The following is a 24398-nucleotide window of genomic DNA, read 5'->3' as shown; positions in this document are numbered from 1 at the left end:
CCCATGTCCAAGATGTCCAAGCTGTTGATCCCGCTCGCCCTCGCCGGCCTCGCCGTCGGTGGCACCACCGCGGCGCAGGCCGCCCCCTGCAAGGATGCCAAGGGCAAGTTCGTCAAATGCCCGCCGGCCAAGCCCGTCCCCTGCAAGGACGCCAAGGGCAAGTTCGTGAAGTGCAGCGCCCCCGGCGCCAAGCCGATCAAGTAAGCCCGATCAGGGAAGATCGCATCGGGCGGCTTTCCCGGCCGCCCGGTACTCTTTAAGGGCGCGTCGGATGACGACGACCGGCGATCCCACCACCATCCGCCGCCTCTACGGGCGGCGCCAGGGCCACAAACTGCGCGAGGGCCAGGCGAACCTCGTCGAGGATCTGCTGCCCCGCCTGTCCGTGCCCACGGACGGTCCGCTGGATGCCCTGCGCCTGTTCGGCGACGATCGCCCGCTCCAGCTGGAGATCGGCTTCGGCGCGGGCGAGCATCTCGCGGGGCAGGCTGCGATGCGCCCCGATCATGGCCTGATCGGCTGCGAGCCCTTCCTCAACGGCGTCGTCGGCGCGCTCGGCCATATCGAACGGCTGGGCCTCGACAATGTCCGCCTGCACATGGGCGACGCGCTGGAGGTGATCGAGCGGCTGCCCGACGCGAGCCTCGACCGCGCCTACCTGCTCCATCCCGATCCCTGGCCCAAGGCGCGCCACGCCAAGCGCCGCTTCATGAATGCGGGGCCGATCTCCCTGATCGCGAAGAAGCTGAAGCCCGGCGCCGAATTCCGCTTCGGCACCGACCACCCCATTTATTGCCGCTGGGCGATGATGGTGATGAAGGCGCGCCCCGAATTCGAATGGCTGGTCGAAGGCCCGCAGGACTTCCTCGTCCGCCCCGACGACTGGCCCGAAACGCGCTACGAGGCGAAGGCCCGGCGGCTGGGCCACGAGGTCTGGTACTTCCGCTACCGGCGCCGATAGGCCGCCACCCGGCTTATGCCGGGCGGCAGCCGCCTTGCCGGCTCAGTGCAGTTTGAGCCGCGGACGCAGGATCGCATGGACATGGCTGGTGACGATCAGCGCCGAGCCCCGGATCCAGCCGTGGATCGCGATCAGGTGCATGCGATACAGCGACGTGTAGAAGAAGCGCGCGATCCGCCCCTCGATCGCGAGGGATCCCCGGCTCAGGCTGCCCATCAGGCTGCCGATCGTGGAATAGCGGCTGAGCGACACCAGCGAGCCGTGATCCTTGTAGACGAAGTCGTGCAGCGGCCTGCCGCTCATCATGCGCGTGAGATTGTCGAACACGCTGGCCGCCATCTGGTGCGCGCTCTGCGCGCGCGGCGGCACGGGGCGCTCGCTGCCCGGCAGCGTGCAGGAGGCGCAATCGCCGATCGCGAAGACGCGCGGATCGGAGACGGACTGGAGCGTCGGCGTGGTGAGGATCTGGCCGGTGCGCGTCAGTTCCAGCGCGCCGAGCCGGCCCGCGATCGGCGTCGCCCGCACGCCCGCCGCCCACACCATCAGGTCGGATTCGATCCGTTCGCCGCTTTTCGTGACGATCGCATCCGCCGTCACCTCCGTCACCGGGACGTTGGTCAGCACGCGCACGCCGAGCGCTTCCAGCTCGCGCTGGGCAGCACCGGAGAGGCGCTCGGACAAAGCCGGCAGGATGCGCGGGCCGGCCTCGATCAGCGTGACTTCCAGCCGCCGGCTGTCGAACACCTCCAGGCCGTAATAAGCGAGAGCGTCGGCCGCGTTGAACAGCTCGGCCGCCAGCTCCACGCCGGTCGCGCCCGCGCCGACGATCGAGACTTTCACGCGCGCATCGGAGTCCGGATCGACGACCATCGCGCGCGACACCGCCAGGCAGTGGTTCAGCAGCCGATCCCGGAACCGATCGGCCTCGGCCCGGCTGTCCAGCGCCATGCAATGTTCGGCCACGCCCGGCGTGCCGAAATCGTTCGTGATCGAACCGAAGGCCAGCACGAGATAATCGTAGCGCAGCGAGTGCGGTCCGATCAGCTCGCGCCCGTTTTCGACGAGCGGGGCGAGATGGATCATCCGCGCCTCGGTATCCACCGACTCCAGCGTGCCGTTGAAGAAGCGATAGCCCCAGCGCTTGCAATGCGCGCGATAGCCGACCTCGTCGATATTCGCATCGAGCGCGCCGGTCGCCACTTCGTGCAGCAGCGGCTTCCACACGTGGGTGCGATTGCGCTCCACCAGGATCACGTCATGGTCGCGTCGGCCGAAACGCCGCCCCAGCCGGGCCGCGAGTTCCAGCCCGGCGGCGCCCCCGCCGACGATGACGATCTGGGTCTTCTTCTTTTTCGCGCCGGTGGCGGGGAAGCGGAGTTCCCGAGATTGCGATTGCACTAAAGCCCTTTCTTCGAACGGAGCGGGCGCCGGCCGCTGGGGTAGCCTGCCCGTCGATGATCAGCCTTGCTGCATCCGGTCTCCTGTGATGATCGAATTGGCCGTCGGCCCGCCATGGAAGGGCGAACGGCTATTGCGGCAATGTGCCGGTAAGGGAATGAACGAGCCCTGTTACGGCGTCCCCATGCGGGCAAATCGGATCCGAATCCACCCGTTTCAAGATACCGTCTGTCGTGTCGGCGGGCCGATATATCGCCTCCGCCCCCGAAACCACGGCCGGCGAGGCACCGGCCGGCCCGGTTCAGGCCTTCGCCGAAATCGCGCCCAGCTCTTCCAGATCGAGATCGCGTTCGAGGCTGTGAAGGGTTTCGTCGTCGATCCGGTTCGCCCGGTGCAGGCGGACGAGTTCCTCCCGTCCGGCCGCGACCGCGGCGATGATCACATCGAAATGTTCGGCGATCGCGATCGTGCGCTCGGCGGGCGTTCCGCCATAGGTTTCGGAAACATGCGCGCGCCGCGAATATTGCTCCAGCAGACGCGGATGGAGGAGCGTCCCGTCCGGCCCGTGGGAGAGCTGCTCCACCGCCCGCAGCTGCGCCTTCAGCATCATCGTCTCGGCCGCGATCATGTCGATCGGCGGCGCATCCGCCTCGCTCTGGCGAACGCCGGCAAGCCGGATCACGAGGCCGAGGGTCGAACCCTGGACGAGGACCGTGACGAGGATCACCCCGAACGCCGCCAGCAGCATGAAATCGCGCCCCGGCATCGCCTCGGGCAAGGTCAGTGCCACCGCGAGCGTGACGACGCCGCGCATGCCCGCCCAGCTCATGACGAGCGCATTAGGAGTGCCCAGCGGCGCCTCCCGGCTCCAGCCCGCCGCCACCAGCAGGCGCAGCACGACGTCCGAGCCGAACACCCAGACGAAGCGGGCGGCGGTCAACGCGATGACGATCGCCAGCAGCGGCCATGCCATCCCGCCCAGCACCGCTTCCACCCCACCGGTGCGATCCAGCACGTCGCGCAGCGAGAAGCCGATCAGCATGAAGACCGAGGCTTCGAACAGGAAGACCATCACCGTCCAGAACGAGGTCCCCCGCACCCGGACGGCCGCCGAGAAGACGACATGCTGATACCAGCCCAGCACCAGCCCGGTCGTGACCGTCGCGATCACGCCCGAGACATGGACCGCCTCGCCCGTGAGATACGCGATCCAGCCGACCAGGGCCGACATGACGACCAGCGACAGCTCGTCATGCACGCGCCGCGCGAGGGCCACGCAGAGCAGCCCGATCGCCAGACCGACCGCCAGACCGCCCAGCGCCAGGATCAGGAACTGTCCCGCCGCGACGGCCGGATCGAACACGCCACCCATCGTCGCCGCGACGGCGAAGCGGAACAGCACGAGGCCGGCGGCATCGTTCAGCAGGCTCTCGCCTTCCAGCAGCGTCGACAGACGGCGCGGCAGCTGCACCTGCTGCAGCACCGCGCGCGCCGAAACCGCATCGGGTGGAGCCACGATCGCGCCCAGCGCCGCGCAGGCCGCCCAGGGAAGGGACGGCATCAGCCAATGCGCCGTCACCGCGACGAACGCCGTGGTGAACAGCACCGCGCCCACCGCCAGCGACATGATCCCGGCGAAGTGGCGGCGAAACCGCGCGATCGCGGTATACCAGGCGCCGTCCATCAGCAGCGGCGGCAGAAAAAGCACCAGCACCAGTTCGGGATCGAGGCGCACCGGAGGGATGCCGGGAATGAAAGCGATCGCCCCTCCGCCGATGAGCAGCGCGATGGACGGCGGCCATCCCATCCGCTCGGCGATCCAGTGCAGCGCCAGGATCGCGACCAGCATGCCGACGACCAGCTCGAACAATTCTGTAGGGTGCATCGGTACCTCCGCCCGGAGACACCTAATGGCGACGGACCGATGCGGTTGACAACCTCCCCCGCGCCCGTCGTGAAAATGCGGGCAGGCTGAGGCCGATCGATCATCAGGATCGCGATGTCGGCAGCTTTCGAGAAAGCGTCACCCTGAACTCGTTTCAGGGTCCATGACCCGACCGTTGAGCCAGGCCGGCCCGTTAGGTCATGGATGCTGAAACGAGTTCAGCATGACAGTCTGGAAGGATGCTCAGCTCAGTTTTCAAACTATCCGAACATCGATCCGTCCTAAGGCCGTCGCCGGGAGCGACCGGGAATGACGGTAAAGCCGTGCGAAACCATCGTATCCGGAACCTGAACCGGATCCCGACCCCGCCTTGATTTTCAACCGCCCGGTCGAGAACCCGCTTGTGGCCCCCGCCCGAACATGCCCCACCGAACCGGTATGAATACAATCGATACCAGGGAAATCGCCGCCTTGCTGCTGGCCGCTCCGGCCTGGGCAAGACACTGCCTGTCGGTGAATGATAGCGCGCTGCGGGAGAAAGCTGCGGCCGAGATCGCCGCCTTGCTGTCCGCCGCGCTGGGACGGGACAGCACGCCTGCGCCGGCACGGCGGACGGCCGGCGAGGCCGTCACTCCCGCCGTGAATGCCGCACGCTGACGACGCGCCTCGCCGCCCCGTTATCAGCCCTTATACGATGCGGCCTTCGATCGGATGGCCCGGATCGTTGAAGCCGTGCGTCGAGGCATGGCCCGTGGTCACCAGCCCGTTGACCAGCGCCTCATCCTCCGCCGAAAGCGCGACATCCAGCGCGCGGATATAGCTGTCCCAATGCGCCTCCGTGCGGGGCCCGGTGATCGTGCTGGTGACGAGCCGGTTCTTCAGCACCCAGGCGATCGCGAACGCCGTCGGATCGATCCCCCGCTCGCGCGCATGGGCCGCGATCCTGGCGGCGAGTTCGATCGATTCCGGGCGCCATTCGGTTTCCAGGATCCGCTTGTCGCCGCGCCCGGCGCGCGTATCGGCCGGCGGCGCCTGGTTCGGATCATATTTGCCGGTCAGCACGCCGCGCGCCAGCGGGCTGTAGGAGACGGTGCCGAGGCCGTAGAAATCCGCCGCCGGCAGCTGCTCCACCTCGGCCACGCGATTGAAGATATTGTAGAGCGGCTGGCTCGCGATCGGCCGGTCGATCCCGAACTGATCGGCCAGATGGGAGACCTCGGCGATCCGCCACGCGCGGAAGTTCGAGACGCCGAAATAGCGCAGCTTGCCCTGAGCGACGAGGTCCCCGATCGCGCGCACCGCCTCGCCCAGCGGCGCATCGAACACGGCACGGTGGAAATAGAGCAGGTCGATATAATCCGTGCCCAGCCGGCGCAGGCTGTCCTCCACGCTGCGGATGATCCATTTGCGGGATTGCCCGCCGCCGTTCGGCCCCGGCGCCATCGGGTTCGAGAATTTCGTGGCGAGCACCCAATCGTCGCGGCGTGCCTTGATGCCCTTGCCGACGACGATTTCGGACTGACCGCCATTATAGACGTCGGCCGTATCGATGAAGTTGATGCCCTGCTCGTGCGCCTTGTCGATGATGCGGTGCGACGTCGCCTCGTCGGTCTGGCCGCCGAACATCATCGTGCCGAGCGAGAGAGGCGAAACCTTGAGGCCCGACCGGCCGAGATAGCGATAGGTGACTGTCATGAATGGCTCCGTGCGGGAAATGCGGGGTGCGTGGTTTCAGGCTGCGGGCGTGCGGGCGACCTGAAAGCCGGCGAAGGACTGGTTGACCGGCATCAGTTCCAGCCGGTTGATGTTGAGGTGCGGCGGCAGGGTCGCGATCCACAGGATGGTGGCGGCGATGTCCTCGGCGGTCATCGGCTCGGCACCGCCGTAGAGCGTGTCCGACGCCGCCTGGTCGCCGCCGGTCCGCACCAACGTGAATTCGGTTTCGACCATGCCGGGATCGATCGCGCTGACGCGGACGCCCGTGCCGTGCAGATCGGAGCGGAGGCCCAGCGTGAACTGCTGCACGAAGGCCTTCGTCCCGCCGTACACATTGCCGCCGGCATAAGGGTAGGTTCCCGCGACCGAGGCGATGTTGACGATCCCGCCGCGCCGTTCGATCAGGCCCGGCAGCAGGCGGTGGGTGATCGACACCAGAGCCGTGACGTTGGTGTCGATCATCGTGCGCCACTGATCGAGGTCGGCGCGCTGCGCGGGCGCCGTGCCGAGCGCGAGGCCGGCATTGTTGACCAGCAGATCGATGCCGCGAAACCGCTCGGGCAAGGCATTGAGCGCGGCGGCCAGCGCCGCCTCGTCGCGAATGTCGAACACGGCCGGGTGGATGAGGTCGCCGAACGCTTCGGTCAGCGGCGCGAGCCGCTCGGCCCGGCGTCCGGTGACGATCACCTGCCAACCCGCGCCCGCAAGCGCTCGCGCCGTGGCCTCCCCGATGCCCGACGTGGCGCCGGTAACGATCGCTGTCTTCACCTGTCTTCTCCTGATGCGCCGCGCTGAGGGGTCAACGCGGCTGGCGATGCCGTTCGAGATTGCCGTCGAAGCGATCCGCCTCGAGGCTCACGAATCCGGCGCGATTGGGCATTTCGATCTTCGGCAGGCTGTCCGCATCCAGCCGCGCGTCGGGCCGGACGATCCCGTCGACGGACAGCAGATAGGCGACCAGCCCGTAGACCTCCTCGTCGGTGAGCGACTGGGGCGCGGTGAGCGGCATCGCCCGGCGGACATAATCGAAGATCGTGGTGGCATAGGGCCAGTAGCTGGCGACCGTCCGGACGGGCTTGGCGGAGGCGAGCGAACCGATCCCGCCGGTCAGCCGATCCGCGACCCCGCCGCTTCCGGCAGGGCCGTGGCACGCCATGCATTTCGCCGCATAAGTCGCCCGCCCCTCCACCACCGAGCCGGAGCCGCGGGGAAGGCCGGTCCCGTCCGGCGCCACGGTCAGGTCCATCCGTTCGATCGCCTCGGACGAGGCCGGGCGACCGTAATGCGGGGTTTCGGCACCGGCATCGCGCGCCCGCGCGCCGGACACCCCAGCCAGCAGGCCGCAGCCGGCCATGACGATCGCCCGCTTACGCATAGACATGGCTCACATGCCCCTGCCCGTCGATGCGCCAGCTCTGGATCGCATTGCTGTGATAGCCCTGTCCGGGGCCATATTTCGCGATCCAATCGGCGCGCCGGGGCTGTTCCGCCCCGCTCTCGTCCACGGCGCGGCTCATCAGCGTGGCGACGCCGCCCTCCCATCGCCACGGGATGCGGAACCGCGTCAGCGCCTTGGGCAGCACCGGCTCGCCGAGCGCGGCCTCGGCCCAGCTGGCACCGCCGTCTGCCGACACCTCCACCCGGCGGATGCGACCGCGCCCCGACCAGGCGAGGCCGCTGATCTCGCGCAAGCCGGGGCCGGCCAGATCCAGCCCGAACGAGGGCGCGAGAATGACCGACTTCACGCCCATGCGGAGCGAGAACAGCTCCGCCCGCCCGTCGATCAGCAGATCGGAATATTTCGACGTTTCCTCGCGCGAGAAAGCCGGCGTCGCCATCACCTTCAATCGGCGCAGCCACTTGATCGAGGCATTGCCCTCGATGCCGGGCAACAGCAGCCGCATCGGAAAGCCCTGCTGGGGCCGCAGCGGCTCGCCATTCTGGAACAGCGCGATCATCGCGTCGTCGAGACAGATCGACAGGGGAATGCTGCGCGTCATGCCCGCCGCATCGGCCCCCTCCGCCTGCACCCAGCGCGCCGCGGGATCGAGGCCCGCTTCGTCCAGCAGCGTCGAGAGGCGCACCCCGGTCCACTCCGCGCAGGACACCAGCCCGTTGAGCTGTCCCGCGCTCGCCTGCACCGGCGTCGCCGCCGCGATCGTGCCGCTGTTGCCCGAGCATTCGAGGAACAGGATCCGGCTCTCGCGCGGGTAGCGCAGCAGATCCTCGTACCGGAACAGCAGCGGCTGCCGGACGAGCCCGTGGATCAGCAATTCGTGCGTCGCCGGATCGATCGCAGGCACGCCATTGTGATGCCGCTCGAAATGGAGGCCGTTGGGCGTGATCGTCCCCTCCAGCAGCTCCAGCGGCGTGCGCGCCGAGCCCGATCCGGGAAAGGGCAGGTTCGGCACGAGGCGCTGGATCTTCGCGGCGGACGGAGCCGGCGCGCCATATCCCGACAGAGGCGCGCCCGGCGCCCGCATCGAGTCCGGAGAGCGAGCGCCAGTCGCGGCGCCCAGCCCGCTCGCCCAGCCGCCCGCCGAAACGGCGCCCGCGACGAGCAACGCGCGGCGATGGAGCAGCCCGCCCCCCGCGATGCGCTCCTCGCGCTCGCCATCGTCCGTCACCATCGGGCGTTCCTCGTCGGGCAGGCCGGGCGGGCTCAGGCCACCTGTTCGGGATCGAGCCGCCGCTCCACCGCCGGGACCGCATCGTCGCGCAGGAGCGGGAGCAGCTGATCGCCCTGCCGGCGTATCTCGGGCAGATAGGGCGTGTCGGACAGAACGAAGTGGGTGATGCCCAGATCGCGATATTTGCGCAGCGAGTTCGCGACGTCGGCCGCCGAACCCACCAGCCAGGTCGTGCCGGCACCGCCGCCACCATAGCGGCCGGGCGCCGTGTAGAGATTGTCGTCCAGCACCTCGCCGCGCGCGTGAAGGTCGAGCAGGCGCTGCTGGCCCACGGCGGGGGCGCGGCGATGTTCGTCCACCGTGCCCTGATTCTTCGCCATCTCGTCCACCTTGGCCTCGGCATCCGCCCAGGCCTGCTCGGTCGTGTCGCGCACCAAAGTCGTGATGCGGAGGCCGAATTGCAGCGGGGCCAGATCGCGATCGAGATCGCGGCTGAGGCGCTTCAATCGCGCGATCCGATCCGCGACGCCGTCGAGCGGCTCGCCCCAGAAGAGCTGGACGTCGGCCTCGGTCGCGGCGACCCGCTCGGCCGCGTCCGATGCGCCCCCGAAATACAGCCGGGGATGCAGCCGGTCACCCCGGCGGACGGGGCGCGGCGCGATCGTCGACTTCGTCACGCCGAAATGCTCGCCCGCGAAGGTGACCTCCTCCTCGGTCCACAGCCGCCGGACGAGGCGCATGAACTCCTTCGTGCGGCCATAGCGATGCGCCTGATCGCCCTCGCTGTCGCCATAGGCCGCCAGATTGTCTTGCCCCGAGACGATGTTGATGCGGACGCGCCCGCCCGTGAGATCGTCCAGCGTGGCGGCGGCGGCGGCGAAGTTGGCGGGCCGCCAGTAACCGGGGCGGATCGCGATGAGCGGCTGGAACGTCGTCGTGCGTGCGGCGAGCGCGGTGGCGACGATGAAGGTGTCGGGCCGCCCCCAGCTGGTGCCGATCAACGCGCCGTCCCAGCCATGCTGCTCCAGCGTGAGTGCGTGGCGCGTCAGCGTATCGAGACTGCGATGCCCCTCGCCCGCGGAATCGCCGCGATGGCCGGGTTCGACCTGATTGGGAATGTACCAGAGGAATTCGGAGCTCATGGACGTGATCCTTCGGCGAGAGGAAAGGTGGGAGGGGACGGCGCTATCTCAGCCTGAAGCCGAGGCGGTGGAGGACCCCGCGCAGCACGTCGCGGCCGGCAAGCGAGTCCGCCCCGCGCACGCGCTGGGACGCCTGCTCGGTCCAGTCGCGCTCGATCATCCCCTGCTCGCGCTGGAAGCCGCGCAGGCGGCGATCATAAGCGGCGAGCGCGGCGGGTGCCGCGGACTGACCATAAGCCTCGCGGAACAGCACCGCCTCCTGCGGCAGGCGCGGCTTCACCGACGCGGGCGCGGCGGGATCGGGGTGGCCGACCGTGAGGCCGAACAGCGCGAAGGATTGCGGCGGCAGGCCCAGTTCGGCCGCCACCTCGGCGGGCCGGTTGCGGATGCCGCCGATATAGCAGGTGCCGAGCCCGAGCGATTCCAGCGCGACGACCGCGCTCTGTGCGGCGAGCGACGTATCCACCGCGCCGAGCAGGAAGCTCTCCAGATAGTGGAGCGCGTCGGCGGGCGTGCCCACCTGCTCGCCCACCCGCGTCAAGCGCTGATGATCCACGATCCAGAGCAGGAAGAGCGGCGCCTGCAGGATCTGCTTCTGGTTGCCCGCCAGCGCCGCGAGCCGCGCCTTGCGCGCCGGATCCTCGACCGCGACGACGCTCCAGGGCTGGAGGTTGGATGAACTGGCGGCCGACTGCGCCGCCGCGACCGCCAGCTCGATCGCCCCGTCCGGCACGGGATCGGGCGCATAGGCGCGCACCGAGCGGTGGGAGAGGATCGTGTCGAGCGTCTCGTTCCACGCCACCGGCAGGTCCAGATCGTGCCGGTAGCGATCGAACAGCCGCGCGCCGAGGCGCTCCGCCTCGGCCGCTGCCGAATAGGCCAGTTTCACCTCGCTCATGCTGCTTCACCGTCCTTGATGCCAGGAATGAGGCCGGGGAGATCGGTCCGCGCCTCGGGCGGATGCCGGTCTTCGTGATAGTCGGCGGGGGCCTCCTCCACGCCGAGTAGGCGGTGGAGCAGCGCCCGCAATTCGGCGATGCGCTCGCGCCGGGCGATCCCGCTCTCGGGCAGATCGACCGGCAGATCCGCCGCGAGCCGGCCGTCGTCGAGCATCACGATCCGGTCGGCGAGCAGGATCGCCTCGTCGATATCGTGCGTGACGAGCAGCACCGCCGGATCGTGGACGTCGGACAGGCGCCGGAGGAGCGCGTGCATCTGGATGCGGGTCAGCGCGTCCAGTGCGCCGAAGGGTTCGTCTGCCAGCAGCAGCTTCGGCTCGCGGACGAGCGCGCGGGCCAGCGCCACGCGCTGCTGCTCGCCGCCCGAAAGCTCGTGCGGCCAGGCATGCTCGCGGCCGGCGAGGCCCACTTCGGCCAGCGCCTTCACGCCCCGCGCGCGGCCGCCCGAAATGCCGAGCAGCACATTGTCCAGCACGCGCATCCACGGCAGCAGCCGGGCATCCTGAAAGATCACCGAGAGGCGCTCGGGCAGCCGGATCTCGCCCGTGCCCTCGGCTTCGTGATCGATGCCCGCCAACGCGCGCAGCAACGTGCTCTTGCCCGATCCGCTGCGGCCGAGCAGCGCGACGAACTCGCCCGGCGCGATATCCAGATCGATCCCGTTGAGCACGCCCTTCAGCGTGAAGGTCCGCACGAGGCCGCGAACCTCGACGGCCGGGGTGTCGGGAAACGCGCTCATCGGCCGAGCGTCCGGCGCCAGGAGAGCAGGCGTCGTTCCAGTTGTCGAACGAGAGCGTCCGATCCGAACCCGAGCAACGCATAGACGACCAGCCCGACCAGCATCACGTCGGTCTGTGCATATGCGCGGGCGAGCGTGACCATATAGCCGATGCCGCTCGTGGCGTTCAGTTGCTCCACCACCACCAGCGCCAGCCACGACGAGGTGACGCCGAAGCGCAGGCCGGTGAGGAAACCCGGCAGCGATCCCGGCACGACCACGGCGCGAAGGAACTGCCAGCGGCTCAGCCGCACCGTCTCGGCCAGTTCGACATGGCGGATGTCGATCGCGCGCAGGGCGTTGTGCGTGTTGATGTAGACGGGGAAGAAGACAGCGGTGGCGATCAGCGTGATCTTCATCGTCTCGCCGATGCCCAGCCACAGGATCATGAACGGGATCAGCGCCAGGATCGGGATGCCCCGCTTGATCTGCACCAGCCCGTCGATCACGTAGCCGCCCAGCAGCGACAGGCCGGACAGCCAAGCGAGGGCCACGCCGATCGCCACGCCGAAGCCCAGCCCGGTCATCGCCCGCCAGGCGGAAATGGCCAGATTCTCCTGCAGCCGGCCTTCGCGGATCAGGTCGATCGCGGTGGTGATCGCCGTCCAGGGGGCCGGCAGGATGCGCGGATCGAGCCAGCCGGTCACGGACAGGACGGACCAGTAGAGCAGCAGCAGGGCCGGCCCGAGCAGCGTGCCGTAGCGGGCCGGCTTGCCGGGACTGAGGCGTTGTCGCCTTGGTTCGAGGCGTGCTGCGGAAGGACGCGCGATCGGCGCGTCCTGTTGTGGGGATGGCACGCGAAGCCCTTCCGGATAGGCGTTCATGACCGATTTCCTTGCGGTGCGGATGCGGCGTCGCCGGCGATGGCCTCGAAACGGCGATCGAAGAGCGTCGCCGCGTCGAAACGGGGATGCTTCGTTTCGGGGCCGAGCGTGTCGATCGCGGCCTGCTGATAGGCGATCGCGCCCGCCCAGTTTCGCGGCACCGCCACGTTGCAGATATAGGCCGCCATCACGCGGGCATCGGCGATCGGGAGCCCGCGCTTTTCGCCATAATAGCCGCGCGCCAGCTCCTCGGGATGCGCGTTGATCCACGCCTGGGCGAGCCCCCAGTAGCGGGCGAAGATGCGGAGGGCGGCCGCCTTGCCCGGATCGGCCAGCGCGGTCTCCGGAACATAGACGTTGGCGCCGTCGTCGCGGAACGGGGGATGCTTCAGGATATGCGCGCCGCGCTCTCCGAAATCGCGGAGATAGCGTTGCGCGACGAGATCGGCCCGGATCGGCGCGGCATCGATCGCGCCGGAGGCGAGCGCGTTGGAATAGACGTCGCCGCCGATGTTCGACGACAATTCGACCAGCGTCACCTCGTCGCGCCGGATGCCCGCCGCCTTCAGCGTCTCGATCACGATCTGCGCCTGAACCTGGCTCGGGCTGAACGCGATCCGCTTGCCGCGCAGGTCCGCCAGCGTCCGGATGTTCGCCTTGGGCGCGATACCGAAGACATAGGCCTGACGCCGCGCGCGATCGGCATATTCGCGGAAGGCGATGATCCGCACGGGAATGCCCATCCAGACGGCGTGGATCGGCGGCACGCTCGCGCCGAAGCCCACATCCAGCGCACCGGCATGAAGGGCCTCCGTCACCTCCGGCCCGCCGGTGATTTCCGCCCATTCGATGCGGAACGGCAGCTTCTTGTCCCAGCCCTCATGCTCGAACACCCAGCGCGTGACCGGATCGCCGACCCGCAGCACCACGCCGGGCGGCACCCGGTCCGGCAGCGGCGCGGTCAGGGCCAGCCCCTGCTTCGCGGCGGCCACCCGTCGCGCCGGGGCGAAGGCGACAAGCAGCGCGATCGACGCGACCACGACGAGCGCGAAGACGCCCGATCCTTTCGGCCAGGTGGATCCGGAGAGGGCCATCGCTCAGGCCGCGGCGCGGATCAGGCCCGCCCCGTTCGCCCGCAGGCTGGAGGCGCCCCGCCCCTCCCCATTCCATTCGAACGATCCGGTCGTCGTCACGTTGCCCTCCGCTTTCGTGACGCATGTCTGGATCGGAGCGGCCGCCGCCGCGATGCAGAAAAACTTCCGCCCCCCGCAGATTCTCTAGTTACCCCATAGGAATTGTAGTTTCTACCAAAACATAGCGATTCAGTAGGAATTGTTCATACCATAATGGGGGTCTCTCGGATGAACCGTATCGTTTTCGTGCGCGCGCTGTTGGCGACCACGGCCGCTCTGGCGATTCCGTCGATCGCGTGGGCGGAGAATGCCCCGGCCGGTGATGCGGATCGCGACAATGAGGTGGTCGTGACGGCGCGCCGTCGCGCCGAGAATATTCAGGATGTTCCCATCTCGGTGCAGGCGATCAGCGGCGAGACGCTGCAGCGCAAGGGCACGATCGATCTGCAAAGCCTGGTCGATCAGACGCCGGGCCTGAACTCGACGGGCGGCAATCCGCGCAACTTCTCGGTCACGATCCGCGGCATCGGCTATGCGCCGACCGCCGCCGACGGCCTCGACAATGCGATCGGCGTCTATTTCGACGGCGTCTATCAGGCCCGGCCGGGGCAGGTTCTGCAGGATCTGGTCGACGTCCAGAGCTTCGAGGTGCTGCGCGGGCCGCAGGGCACGCTGTTCGGCCGCAACGCGGCGGCGGGCGCGCTGAACGTCACCTTCAACAAGCCGAGCTTCACGCCGGGCTATACGTTCGAAGCGTCGTACGGCCGGTATAATTTCGCGCAGGGCAAGGCGATCCTCACCGGCCCGCTCACCGACACCATCGCCTACCGCACCGTGGCGTACGGCACCCGGTCCGACGGGTGGGTTTCCACCCCCTTCAGGCCCGCATTCCGGGACGCGGCGCTCCAGAAAGGCATCTACGCGCCGACCGCGACCGGCGATTCCAAGACGGCCGGCACCGGGCGCTGGGGCATACGCCAGCAATTCCTGCTCAACGCCGGCGATCTCAAGATCAACCTCGCGGGCGACCTCAATGTCGAGAGCGACAGCTCATCCGGTTACAGTTCCGGCGGCGGGATCACGGAGCTGTTTGGCCCCGGCAATTGGGGCATCAACACGACGACGGCACAGCAGACCCGGGTCACGACCGCGCTGCGGGCGCTGGGCCAGCTTTCCAGCTTCGGCGGCGTGCGGGACTGGACCCCGACCGTCGACCCGAAATCCAGCATCACCAACAATTACAATCACATGAAGACGAAGAATGCCGGCGTCTCGCTGACCGCAGATTACGACTTCGGATGGGCGAACCTGACGTCCATCAGCGCATGGCGGCTCTGGACCTTCAATCCGCCGCAGGACAGCGACAGCACGCCGATCGACATCTACCAGAATATGGCGATCAGCCACAGCGACCAGTTCAGCCAGGAATTCCGGCTGGCCTCCCAGGGGCGCCACCCGATCGAATGGCAGATCGGGGCATTCCTCTATTATTCCAGGCTGAAGGACCATTATGTCGTCCACCAGTTCGGCGCCGACGTCATCCCCTGGTACAATGCGTACAACACGCTGGCGGGCACGGCCTTCACGCCGATCCCTCTGTCCTTCCGGTCCCAGCTGACCGGCGCGCAGATCATCGAGGATACGCGCGTCGAAAACAGGAACGCGGCCGTCTACGGCCAGGGGACCTGGCATATCGGCAGCGCCTTGGATCTCACCGGCGGCCTGCGCTACACCTATGATCGCAAGAACGGCAGCAGCCCGGTCGATACCAGCCTGCTCCCGACCTCGCTGCCGGCCGGGATCACGAACGCGCAGCTGACCGCATTCTACAACGCGATCGATGCCGTGCAGAGGAATGCGGGCGTGGCCTATGCCGTGCCGGGCTATCCGGCGGGGGTCGCGACCACCGGCTATGCGCTCGGCCGCAGGACATCCAACGACAATGTCTCCGGCACGGTGAGCCTGTCCTACAAGATCACGCCGGACGTCACGACCTATGTCACCTATGCCACGGGCTTCCAGGCGGGCGGACTGGATCTGAACAATCGCGCCCTCTCCCCCTCCGCTCCCGATGTCCAGCCGACGAAGACGAAGAATATCGAAGCGGGCGTCAAAGCCTCTTTGTTCGATCGCCGCGTGACCCTGAGCCTCTCCGCCTATCAGGAGAAGCTCGAAGGCTTCCAGACCTCCATTTCCTTCACCTTGCCCGACGGCACGATCCAGAGAGGCGCCACCAACGTCGGAAATATCCGCGCGCGGGGCTTCGAATGGAGCGTGGCCGGCAATCTGGGCCACGGGGTCCGGCTGACCTTCGACGGCAATTATAATGACGGCATCTACACGCGGGCGCCGTCGCTCCCCGCCCCGGCCGAATTAAGCTATAACGGAATCGCGAATATCGACGCCAAGGGGCAGAGAGCGCCTTACTCGCCCAAATGGGCTCTCTCGGTCACGCCGTCCTGGGATTTCAGGATCGGGCCGGGCACCGAATTCTACAGCTACGCGCAATATTCCTACACCAGTTCGTATGGCACGGGCGTAACCCAGTCCATCTATACGCAGGTGCCCAGCCAGTTTAACCTCAACCTGCGCGCCGGCGTGCGGCTGAAAGACGGCCAATACGATATCTCTTTCTACGCCAACAACGCGACCAACGAGCGGAACATCATCTCGCAGGCTCTGCTGTCGGCGCCGTCGGGCGCCGGCGTCACCGCATATCTGGGCCGGACGGCGACCTACAATCAGCCCGCCAGATACGGCATCACGCTGAGAGCCAAATACTGACGCGGGGCGGGAGGAACCGGAGCGACGGATCGCGCCATCAGGCGATCCGTCGCGGCCAGGGGATCACGCCCCCGGATGATAGGATTTCCGCACGTGGCCGGCCACCTCGTCCGGATAGAAATGCACGGGGCGCAGTCCCCCGGTCGTGTAGCGTTCGGCCTGATCGTCGAAATGGGGCGAGGCCGGATTCCCGCTCTCGCCGCCCGCCGTCACCGCCCACGCCTTCACGCGCGGCCCGAATTCCACCACCGCGACGAAGCTGTTGCCGCTCGATCCATAATAGCGCTTCGTGCCGGGATAAGGCTTGGCCCCGAACGACGCGAGCGATCCCCATTGGGCCGAGGTGAACGGCACCGGGATGCTGGGCTTGGCATCGTCGAAATGCGGCACGATGCTGTCGTCGAGGCGCTGGAAGCGGTTCACATCGCCCCAGGCCACCTTCCAGCTCCCGAAATCGGCCGTCAGCCGCTCGACCGCGCGGGAGAGGGCCGCAAGGCGCACCGACGCGGTCGTGCGCGTGGCGATATAATCGGGCACGTTCATGCGCTCCGCCTTGGCGAAGGCGCCGAGATCGCCCGCCAGCGTATCGCCCCAGAAGACGGCGAGCGTGGTCGCCTGCGAGCCATAGCCCCAGCGCGCATCCCAGCCGCGCAGCAGCGTGATCGGCCCCGCCAGCTTCGCCTTCTGCGGATCGGTGGCGGGCAGCGCGTCATAATCGGCCACCAGCTTCGGGATCAGTAGCGCGAACGCGGGTAGATGACTGTCGAACGCCGCCCCGATCAGGCTCTCGCCCGTGAAATCATGCCGCCCGGTCAGCACCTCGTCCGCATGGACGCCTCGGAAGTTGGGCCCGAGCTGATCCATATAGCGTGGGAAGTCCGCCGCCTTCGGACTGTCCGGCCCCGCCGCGTCCCACGGCCAGTCATTGGTATTGTGGACCCAGCCCACCGCCGGATCGATCGCCTTGGGCAAGGTGTCGAGCGCGTGCAGCCCCTTCCAGTCGGTCGCCGGATCGGCACCGTCGACCGGCTTGCGATAGTCGAACCGATCGTCGCGGACCGGCACGAACTGCGGATGAAGATAGGCGATCTCGCCCTTGGCATCCGCGAAGATCGTGTCGTTGGAGCTGTTCGCCTTGCGCTCGGCCACCTTGAGATAGGACGCGAGATCACCGGCCTTGGTCCGCAGCCAGCTCTGTTCCAGCGCGGGCACCGGCGTCCACATCAGCGCCTCCGCGATCCACTTGCCCTTGTCGGCCGCCACGATCGGGCCGTGATGCGTGCGATGGACGGTGAAGCGCCGCACCGCGCTGCCGCCCTCCGGCGTGCGATAGGCGATGGCGATCGTCTCGCTCTTCACCAGGCGCAGTTGCGTGCCATAGCGATAGAACAGCCTTTTGCCCTTCTTCACGATCGTCTCGGCGAACTCGTCGACATTGTCGATGCCGGACGAGGTGTGCATCCAGCCGATCTGCGGGTTGAAGCCCTGATAGATGAAGAACTGCCCCCAGGTGGAGGCGCCATAGGCGTTCAGCCCCTCGCCGCTTGTCATCTGCAGTTCGGCGCGGAAATAGAAGCTGGTGTGCGGGTTGATCAGCAGCAAGGCATGGCCGTCGGCCGTGTTCTTCGGCGCGATGGCGATGCCGTTGGAGCCCTTGGGTTCCTCCTGCAGCGCGCCCGTCTCCAGCGCGGTCGGCGGGATCTGCGTGCCGTCGTAGAAATTCTGCAGTTTGGTGAGCGAGATGCGCTCGATATCCCCACCGATGCTGCCCTCGGTGAAGGACAGCGCCATCCACGGCTCGAACCGGCGGATCACCTTCGGGCGGACCTCCGGATGCGTGGCGAGATAGAAGTTGAGGCCGTCCGCCCAGGCATTCATCAGCGTCCGCAGCCAAGCCGGGCTGGCGCGATACTGCGCCCGCAGCGTGGCGGGGTCGGCATACAGCCTCTGGCGCAGATCCTGCCAGATCGCAGCCTGCCCCTCGGTCTCCGCCGTGCGGCCGAGCGCGGTCAGATAATTGGCCTCGACCCGGTCGAAATCGTCCTCCGCCTGCGCGTAGATCGCGCCGAACACGGCATCCGCATCCGTCTTGCCCGTGACATGGGCGATCCCCCATTCGTCGCGTGCGATCGTCACCCGCGCCGCCTCGGCCCGCCAGCGGGTCATGTCGCCGGGCGGTGCGGCGTGCAGCGAAGCGGGGAGGAAAAGCGCCGCGAAGGCGAGATTGTTGCGCAAGCGGCGCGAGGGTTTCACCATGAGATCCGCGCTATCGACGTGCGATGGCGGGAGCAAGGAGATCGACGATGGCTTGGTGGATGGCGCTGGTTCTGGCGCAGGCCGCGATCGCCGCGCCCCAGCCCCCGGTCCCGATCCTGCTGCAGCCGGATCGCGTGTTCGACGGCGTCGATCCCGCTCCCCATGCCGGCTGGCAGGTGCTGGTGGAGGGGGACCGCATCATGGCGGTCGGCCCGCATCTAGCGGCGCCGGCCGGCGCACGCCTCGTCCCGTTGCCGGGCCAGACGCTGATGCCCGGCATGATCGAGGGGCACGGCCATCTGTTCCTCCATCCCTATAACGAGACGAGCTGGGACGATCAGGTGCTGCACGAGCCGCTGGCGCTGCGCACCGCGCGCGCCGTCGTCCACGCGCGCGACACGCTGATGGCGGGCTTCACCACGGAGCGCGATCTCGGCACCGAGGGCGCGGGCTATGCCGATGCGGGGCTGAAGCAGGCGATCGACGAAGGCATCGTCCCCGGCCCGCGCCTGCTGGTGGCGACGCGCGCGATCGTCGCGGAGGGCGCCTATGGCCCCAAGGGCTTCGAGCCCGGCGTGAAGGTTCCGCAGGGCGCGGAGGAAGTCAGCGGTGTCGACGAGATGGCCCGCGCCGCCCGCGACCAGATCGCCGCCGGCGCGGACGTGGTGAAGATGTACGCCGATTATCGCTACCGCCCCGGCGAGCCGAGCCGCCCCACGCTGAGCGAGGCCGAACTCGCCGCCGGCGCGCAGGCCGGCCGCGATGCCGGGCGCGTCGTCGCCGTCCACACGTCCACCCCGGAAGGGATGCGTCGCGCGATCGCCGCCGGGATCGACACGATCGAGCATGGCTATGGCGGCACCCCGGCGATCTTCAAGGCGATGCACGACAAGGGCGTGGCGCTCTGCCCCACCCTCGCCGCCTCCGATGCCGTCGCGCGCTATCGCGGGTGGAACGGGCAGGAGCCCGCGCCGGAGAGCGTCGCGCAGAACCGTGCCGCCTTCCGCATGGCGATGGCCGCCGGCGTGCCGATCTGCATGGGCGGCGACGTCGGCGTGTTCGCGCACGGCACGAATGCGCGGGAGATGGTGCTGATGCAGGCGGCCGGCATGGCCCCGGCACAGGTGCTGATCGCCGCGACCTCCGGCAATGCCCGCATCTTCCACATCGCCGATCGGGTGGGCGCGGTGAAGCCCGGCCTGCTGGCCGATCTGATCGCCGTACAAGGCGATCCCACGCGCGATGTCGCCGCGGTGCGGACGGTGGCGCTCGTCATGAAAGGTGGTGTGATCGTTCGCAGCGACTCCGTGGACGTCGGCCGCAAGTGAGGTTATCGCTTTGGTAACCAGTCGCGCTGTGGGGGGCGTTCAGGGGTGGGATCTTTACTCGACGACGCGCGAAAGCTTGTGTCCGGTGCGCACCGCCGGTGCCGATCTCCGATCGGCTGGCGCATGCATCCGGAGACGGTGGGCGATCTGATGCGGCTTGCCGCCCGCCGGGGTGTAACGGTGGAGACAAGGCCGGACTGGCTTCTGGGATATCCGATTTACGAAGCCCCCTCGGTCGCGCCGGGAAAGCTGCTGCTCATCTGTAGCGACGCCACGGAATCTCCGCCGAAATCGGCATCGCTCACCGCGATCGTCCAAAGCATGATGCGCGATGCCGGGGATCGCGCGCCACCGCCGCCGCCAGGGCGCGGGCGCATCGCCGCGCTCACGCTCGCGGCGTTCCTTTCGCTCAATCTCGGATGGTGGGCATGGAGCTGGCTGGCCTGAGGCGGGCACGAAAGCGGAGAATGGCGCGTTCCTGATCCGACAATCAAGGAGCGACCATGCAGGACAAGAAAACCGCCAAGCGCCCGCTGCGGAACCTGATCATCTATCTCAGCATCGCCGCGGCGGTCGCCGTCGCCATCGTCGCCTACACCACCCGCAGCCCCGGCCACGTGTCCAGCCCGGCCGAGCGGGACGCCGCGCGGGCGGAGATGCGCCACTGACGAACAGGGCATGGCGGAAAACCGCGCTCGGATCGCGCCGCAGCGCCCGCGTCGCACCGCGTGCTTCATAAAAAATTACGCTGGCTTACACCCTGGAAATAGACCGCTTCGCCGCAGCCGCTATATGGGCTCGCCAGTAACAGCGCCGGGGTTGGGCCGTGGATCACGATGCCGGGGTGGACCGCATGATCGATGCCTTCGACAGCGGATGGCGTGCCGGCGCGTCTCTGGGGTTCGGCGCGTCGAACGGGTTCAAGGCCGAGGCGCACAACCTCCAGACATTTTGGCTCGACGGTTTCCATGCCGCCCAAAGTCATCTCGGCAATGACGATCCGGCCATGGGCGCGGATCCGGCGTCGCGCGCGCCGGAAGACACATCGGACGATGGAGCGGCGGGTCAGCGATTTTCGCATCCGTTGGCGCGTGCCCTCCGCGCCGCTTACTGCGCGGAGGGGCAAGCCCCGCACTATGACGGCCTGGTGGCGATGCTCGCGCAGATCGAGTGATCCCGGGACGGCGGCGCAGCCCGGCCGCCATTCCGCGCCCGCCATGCAACGAACCAGGCTTTCAACCGTCGGGTCGCGGTGCGACTCTCCCGCCTCCTGTGGATCGTCTTCCTCTGTCTTCTGGCGGCCGTCGGCGTGCAGTCCCTGCTCACCCATCATGCCCCGGCCGCGGAGGACCTGCCCTGGACGCCGCTCGATCTGCGCGCGCCGATCGGACTCGCCACGCCTTACAAGCTCGCCGCGCTGGCCGATGACGCCCCCCTCTGCTCCGGGCTCCTGCGGCAGGCCGGCATCCGGTTCGATCCGGTCGCGCCGCGCCGCGCCGGCGAAACGTGCGGCTGGAACGATGCCGTCCGCCTGGCATCGACTGCGGATGCGCCGCGACCCGACGCCACGCTGAGCTGCCCGCTGGCCGCCGCCTTCGATCTCTGGATGCGCCGGGTCGTGCAGCCGGCCGCGATGGAGCTGCTCGGCGCCGATGTTCGGGGGATCGAAAGCCTGGGAAGCTATTCCTGTCGCCGAACCTATGGCCGGTCCGCAGGGCGCTGGAGCCAGCACGCCTTCGCCAACGCCATCGATATCGCGGGATTCCGATTGTCGGACGGCCGCCTCGTCACGCTCTCCCGTGACTGGCGGGGCGACGCGCGCGGCCGGTTTCTACACCGGGTGCGCGACGGCGCATGCCGGCTGTTCGCCACCACCTTGTCGCCGGACTATAATGCCGCCCATCATGATCATCTCCATCTCGATATGGCGCCGCGCGGTGCCATGGGCTGGCGGATGTGCGGATGACGGGACGGCCGATCCAGCCCGGCGATGACGACGATGACGACGATGACAAGGTGTGACGATGCCCGCGCTTGGTTGCCTTCTGTTTCTGGTCCTGCCGTTGCTCGGCCTCGGTCTGGGCGCGTTTCTGAACAGCCCGAGGATCGCCCTGATCGGCACGGTATCCGGCCTGGCCGTCGCGACGCTGGTCGCCATCGTCGGCGGCTACGCGCTGATCAAGTCGCGCCGCCGCTAGCGGGGCGCGTGATGACCGCCGCCGCCGTTCGCCCGGTACGGCCGTTTCGCCCCGGCTTTTTGCTGCTAGGGCGAGCGAATGGAGCAGACTCACGAGCCGGCGGGCCTCGACGCGCCCCTGATGATCGTCCTGGCCGTCGCCTGCGGCATGATGGTGGCGAACCTCTATTTCGCGCAGGCGCTGGTGGGCGAGATCGCGCCGGCCCTGCAGCTCAGCCCCGCTCTGGCCGGGCTGATCGTCACGCTCACCCAATTGGGATATGGCGCCGGCCTGTTCTTCGTCGTCTCGCTGGCGGATCTGCTGGAGAATCGGCGGCTGATCCTGATCACGACCGCGGGCGCCTGCCTCAGTGAGTTCGGCATCTTCTTCTCCACCGGGGCGACCAGCTTCCTGATCTTCTCCTGCCTCGCCGGCATCTGTTCGGTCGGCGCGCAGATCATGGTGCCGCTCGCCGCGCATCTCGCGCCCGAACACAGCCGGGGTCGCGTCGTCGGCAATATCATGGGCGGCCTGATCGCCGGCATCATGCTCGCCCGGCCGCTGGCGAGCGGGCTCGCCGCGCTGGCGGGATGGCGCACGATCTTCGGCGTCTCCGGGCTCGCGCTGGCCGTGCTGTTCGCGGTGCTGGCCGTCACCCTGCCCGAGCGGCGCCCGCCGCACCGCATCCGCTATGGCGAGATCCTCCGCTCCGGCCTGCTCCTGCTGGCGCGCACGCGGATCATCCAGCGGCGGACGGCCTATCAGGCCGCGATGTTCGCCGCGTTCAACCTGTTCTGGACGGCCGTGCCCCTCGTCCTCGCCAGCCGCTTTCATCTCGGGCAAGGCGGGATCGCCTTGTTCGCGCTGGCCGGCGCCGGGGGTGCCCTGACCGCGCCGATTGCGGGGCGGCTCGGCGATCGTGGCCATATCCGCACCGGCACGGCCGCCGCGCTGGCCGGCTGCATCGCCGCATTCGCGCTGGCGGGCTGGGCCGAGGCGGTGCACCTGCTGCTCGTGCTGGCGGCCGCCGCCATCCTGCTGGATGCCGCGACGCAGATGAATCAGGTCCTCGGCCAGCGCATCCTCTATTCGATCGCCCCGGAGGCGCGCGGCCGCATCAACGCCGTCTATATGACGGTCGTGTTCCTCGCCGGCGCGACAGGCTCGATGCTCGCCACCGTCACGCTGGAGCATGGCGGCTGGTCGCTCACCGCGATCGTCGGCGCCGCGATCGGCACGGCGGCGCTGCTCCTCTTCGCCACCGAGCCGCACGAGGCCCGCACCGCCTGAGCCCGTCAGCCCGCGAAGCTGTGGATCGGCAGCAAGGCCGCGCCCAGCGTGATCGGCGATCCCACCAGCCCCGACACGCGGACGGGCGGCCGCCGCTCGTTCACCGTCGAGACGAGCGCCGCGCGGCCGAGCCGTTCGCCCAGCCCGCGCAGGATCTTCGCCGGCAGCGGCCCGGCCAGCACGATCGCGCCGGGATCGAGCCAGGCGAAGACGGTGTTGCAGACCAGTTCCAGCTGGTGGGCGGCGCGGTCCATCCAGGCCTCGATCGTCGGCACCTGCGCCGGCGCCTCGGGATCGATATCCGCGACCGAGGAAACCCGGCAGCCCGCCGCCTGCAGCAGCGACAGCAGATCCAGCGGGCTCGGCCGGGGCTGGTCGATCGGGAACAGACAGCCGATTTCGCCCGCCACGCCATATTCGCCGCGCATCAGCCGCCCGTCCACGATCACGCCCGCGCCGATGCCATAGCCCAGCAGGATCACCGCCAGCGTCGAGACCTTGTCCATCAGCCCGCCGAGATAATGTTCGGCCAGCGCCGCCGCATTGGCGTCATTCTCGATCCAGAGCGGCCAGCCCAGCTCGTCGCCCATGATCCGGGGCAGGTCCGCGCCCCGCCAGCCCGGCAACTGATCGACGATGCTCCAGCGATCCCCCTTGTTGGACAGGGCCGGACCGGGCACCGCGACGCCGATCCCCAGCATGCGCTGGCCCAGCAATTGGTGGCGATCGGCCAGCCGGTGCGTGATCCGGCGTACCCGTTTCGCGAATTCGCGCGGATCGATCGGCGGCACGTTTTCGTGATGCGTGGCGATCGTGCCCCCGGCGAAATCCACCAGCACGATATCCAGCACGCCCTTGTGCGCGGTGGCGCCGATCGCATAGCCGCCGCCGGGCGCGATCCGGATCGGGATGGACGGCCGCCCGCGCTGCCTGGCTTCGGGGCCGTCCACTTCCTCGATCACGCCGAGCGCGAGCAGCTCGCGCGACAGCTTCGTCACCGCCGCATTGCTGATCTCCAGCCGCGTGGCGAGCAGCGATCGGGAAAGGCCGCCCGTCTTGCGCAGCTCCTGCACGATGCGGCGCTGATCCTTCGCCAGCGCGAGCGCGCGTACCATTCGTCGTCCCTTCCCGATCCCT

The 24398-nt window shown here is 68.4% G+C and carries 24 protein-coding genes; 11 read left to right on the top strand and 13 right to left on the bottom strand.

Going from position 1 to position 24398, the window contains the following annotated elements:
* Positions 1-12: 12 nt before the first annotated feature.
* Together HL653_RS14360 and HL653_RS14355 are read left to right on the top strand one after the other, a co-directional pair.
* Positions 13-204, top strand: coding sequence for a hypothetical protein (locus tag HL653_RS14360; protein ID WP_171746995.1), 192 nt, complete (start codon positions 13-15; stop codon positions 202-204).
* 67 nt (positions 205-271) lie between these two features.
* On the top strand, positions 272-961 hold the full coding sequence (locus HL653_RS14355; RefSeq protein ID WP_171745118.1) for a tRNA (guanosine(46)-N(7))-methyltransferase TrmB: 690 nt from the start codon (positions 272-274) through the stop codon (positions 959-961).
* A 42-nt stretch (positions 962-1003) separates the two neighbouring features.
* Here HL653_RS14355 and HL653_RS14350 read toward each other — a convergent pair whose 3' ends face one another.
* Together HL653_RS14350 and HL653_RS14345 are read right to left on the bottom strand one after the other, a co-directional pair.
* Positions 1004-2359, bottom strand: a complete 1356-nt coding sequence (locus tag HL653_RS14350; protein ID WP_301337922.1) for an NAD(P)/FAD-dependent oxidoreductase — start codon at positions 2357-2359, stop codon at positions 1004-1006.
* 301 nt (positions 2360-2660) lie between these two features.
* Positions 2661-4244: a Na+/H+ antiporter gene (locus HL653_RS14345; RefSeq protein ID WP_171745117.1), complete on the bottom strand. Its 1584-nt coding sequence runs from the start codon at positions 4242-4244 to the stop codon at positions 2661-2663.
* Positions 4245-4682: 438 nt separating this feature from the next.
* On the opposite strand from HL653_RS14345, the gene HL653_RS14340 reads away from it, so the two are divergent.
* Positions 4683-4901 carry a DUF6771 family protein gene (locus HL653_RS14340; RefSeq protein WP_171745116.1) on the top strand — a complete coding sequence of 73 codons (219 nt, stop codon included), beginning with the start codon at positions 4683-4685 and terminating at the stop codon, positions 4899-4901.
* Between the two features lie 30 nt (positions 4902-4931).
* On the opposite strand, the gene HL653_RS14335 is transcribed toward HL653_RS14340, so the two are convergent.
* From HL653_RS14335 to HL653_RS14295, 9 genes are read right to left on the bottom strand one after another with little or no spacing between them, the layout of a single operon-like run.
* Positions 4932-5939, bottom strand: coding sequence for an aldo/keto reductase (locus tag HL653_RS14335; RefSeq protein ID WP_171745115.1), 1008 nt, complete (start codon positions 5937-5939; stop codon positions 4932-4934).
* Positions 5940-5975: 36 nt separating this feature from the next.
* Entirely contained in the window at positions 5976-6728 is a 753-nt protein-coding gene (locus tag HL653_RS14330; RefSeq protein ID WP_171745114.1) for an SDR family NAD(P)-dependent oxidoreductase, read from the bottom strand.
* A 31-nt stretch (positions 6729-6759) separates the two neighbouring features.
* On the bottom strand, positions 6760-7341 hold the full coding sequence (locus tag HL653_RS14325) for a c-type cytochrome (RefSeq protein WP_253716885.1): 582 nt from the start codon (positions 7339-7341) through the stop codon (positions 6760-6762).
* On the bottom strand, positions 7328-8590 hold the full coding sequence (gene soxC, locus HL653_RS14320; RefSeq protein WP_171745113.1) for a sulfite dehydrogenase: 1263 nt from the start codon (positions 8588-8590) through the stop codon (positions 7328-7330). Before soxC ends, HL653_RS14325 begins: the two co-directional genes overlap by 14 nt.
* 32 nt (positions 8591-8622) lie before the next feature.
* Positions 8623-9732, bottom strand: coding sequence for an LLM class flavin-dependent oxidoreductase (locus HL653_RS14315; protein WP_171745112.1), 1110 nt, complete (start codon positions 9730-9732; stop codon positions 8623-8625).
* Between the two features lie 43 nt (positions 9733-9775).
* Entirely contained in the window at positions 9776-10630 is an 855-nt protein-coding gene (locus tag HL653_RS14310; RefSeq protein WP_171745111.1) for a nitroreductase family protein, read from the bottom strand.
* The gene (locus tag HL653_RS14305; protein ID WP_171745110.1) at positions 10627-11430 is read right to left on the bottom strand and encodes an ABC transporter ATP-binding protein; all 804 of its coding nucleotides are present in this window, start codon (positions 11428-11430) and stop codon (positions 10627-10629) included. Before HL653_RS14305 ends, HL653_RS14310 begins: the two co-directional genes overlap by 4 nt.
* Positions 11427-12293, bottom strand: coding sequence for an ABC transporter permease (locus HL653_RS14300; RefSeq protein WP_171745109.1), 867 nt, complete (start codon positions 12291-12293; stop codon positions 11427-11429). The genes HL653_RS14305 and HL653_RS14300 overlap by 4 nt, the downstream gene beginning before the upstream one ends.
* Complete coding sequence (locus HL653_RS14295; protein ID WP_171745108.1) at positions 12290-13387, bottom strand: ABC transporter substrate-binding protein; 1098 nt, start codon at positions 13385-13387, stop codon at positions 12290-12292. Before HL653_RS14295 ends, HL653_RS14300 begins: the two co-directional genes overlap by 4 nt.
* 267 nt (positions 13388-13654) lie before the next feature.
* On the opposite strand from HL653_RS14295, the gene HL653_RS14290 reads away from it, so the two are divergent.
* The gene (locus HL653_RS14290; RefSeq protein ID WP_171745107.1) at positions 13655-16210 is read left to right on the top strand and encodes a TonB-dependent receptor; all 2556 of its coding nucleotides are present in this window, start codon (positions 13655-13657) and stop codon (positions 16208-16210) included.
* A 63-nt stretch (positions 16211-16273) separates the two neighbouring features.
* Here the strand turns inward: HL653_RS14290 and HL653_RS14285 are convergent, their stop codons facing one another.
* Positions 16274-18376, bottom strand: coding sequence for a penicillin acylase family protein (locus tag HL653_RS14285; RefSeq protein WP_253718112.1), 2103 nt, complete (start codon positions 18374-18376; stop codon positions 16274-16276).
* Positions 18377-18525: 149 nt separating this feature from the next.
* On the opposite strand from HL653_RS14285, the gene HL653_RS14280 reads away from it, so the two are divergent.
* The 7 genes from HL653_RS14280 to HL653_RS14250 all read left to right on the top strand — a co-directional run bounded on the left by HL653_RS14280 (position 18526) and on the right by HL653_RS14250 (position 23261).
* A complete protein-coding gene (locus HL653_RS14280) occupies positions 18526-19794 on the top strand; it encodes an amidohydrolase family protein (protein WP_253718110.1) in 1269 nt (422 codons plus the stop codon).
* Between the two features lie 123 nt (positions 19795-19917).
* Positions 19918-20241 (top strand): hypothetical protein, encoded by a 324-nt coding sequence (locus HL653_RS14275; protein ID WP_171745104.1) that lies wholly within the window; start codon positions 19918-19920, stop codon positions 20239-20241.
* A gap of 56 nt (positions 20242-20297) precedes the next feature.
* Positions 20298-20462 (top strand): hypothetical protein, encoded by a 165-nt coding sequence (locus HL653_RS14270; protein ID WP_171745103.1) that lies wholly within the window; start codon positions 20298-20300, stop codon positions 20460-20462.
* Between the two features lie 158 nt (positions 20463-20620).
* On the top strand, positions 20621-20968 hold the full coding sequence (locus tag HL653_RS14265; RefSeq protein WP_171745102.1) for a hypothetical protein: 348 nt from the start codon (positions 20621-20623) through the stop codon (positions 20966-20968).
* Between the two features lie 78 nt (positions 20969-21046).
* Positions 21047-21760, top strand: coding sequence for an extensin family protein (locus HL653_RS14260; protein WP_171745101.1), 714 nt, complete (start codon positions 21047-21049; stop codon positions 21758-21760).
* A gap of 58 nt (positions 21761-21818) precedes the next feature.
* Positions 21819-21992 carry a hypothetical protein gene (locus HL653_RS14255; RefSeq protein WP_171745100.1) on the top strand — a complete coding sequence of 58 codons (174 nt, stop codon included), beginning with the start codon at positions 21819-21821 and terminating at the stop codon, positions 21990-21992.
* A 78-nt stretch (positions 21993-22070) separates the two neighbouring features.
* On the top strand, positions 22071-23261 hold the full coding sequence (locus HL653_RS14250) for an MFS transporter (protein ID WP_171745099.1): 1191 nt from the start codon (positions 22071-22073) through the stop codon (positions 23259-23261).
* Between the two features lie 5 nt (positions 23262-23266).
* Here the strand turns inward: HL653_RS14250 and HL653_RS14245 are convergent, their stop codons facing one another.
* A complete protein-coding gene (locus HL653_RS14245; protein ID WP_171745098.1) occupies positions 23267-24376 on the bottom strand; it encodes an ROK family transcriptional regulator in 1110 nt (369 codons plus the stop codon).
* Positions 24377-24398: the final 22 nt, after the last annotated feature.

The organism is Sphingomonas sp. AP4-R1, from assembly GCF_013113735.1.
In the GTDB taxonomy this organism is placed as follows: Bacteria; Pseudomonadota; Alphaproteobacteria; order Sphingomonadales; family Sphingomonadaceae; genus Sphingomonas_I.
The sequence above is the reverse complement of the archived record's forward strand: the minus strand, read 5'-3'. Positions and strand labels throughout refer to the sequence as shown.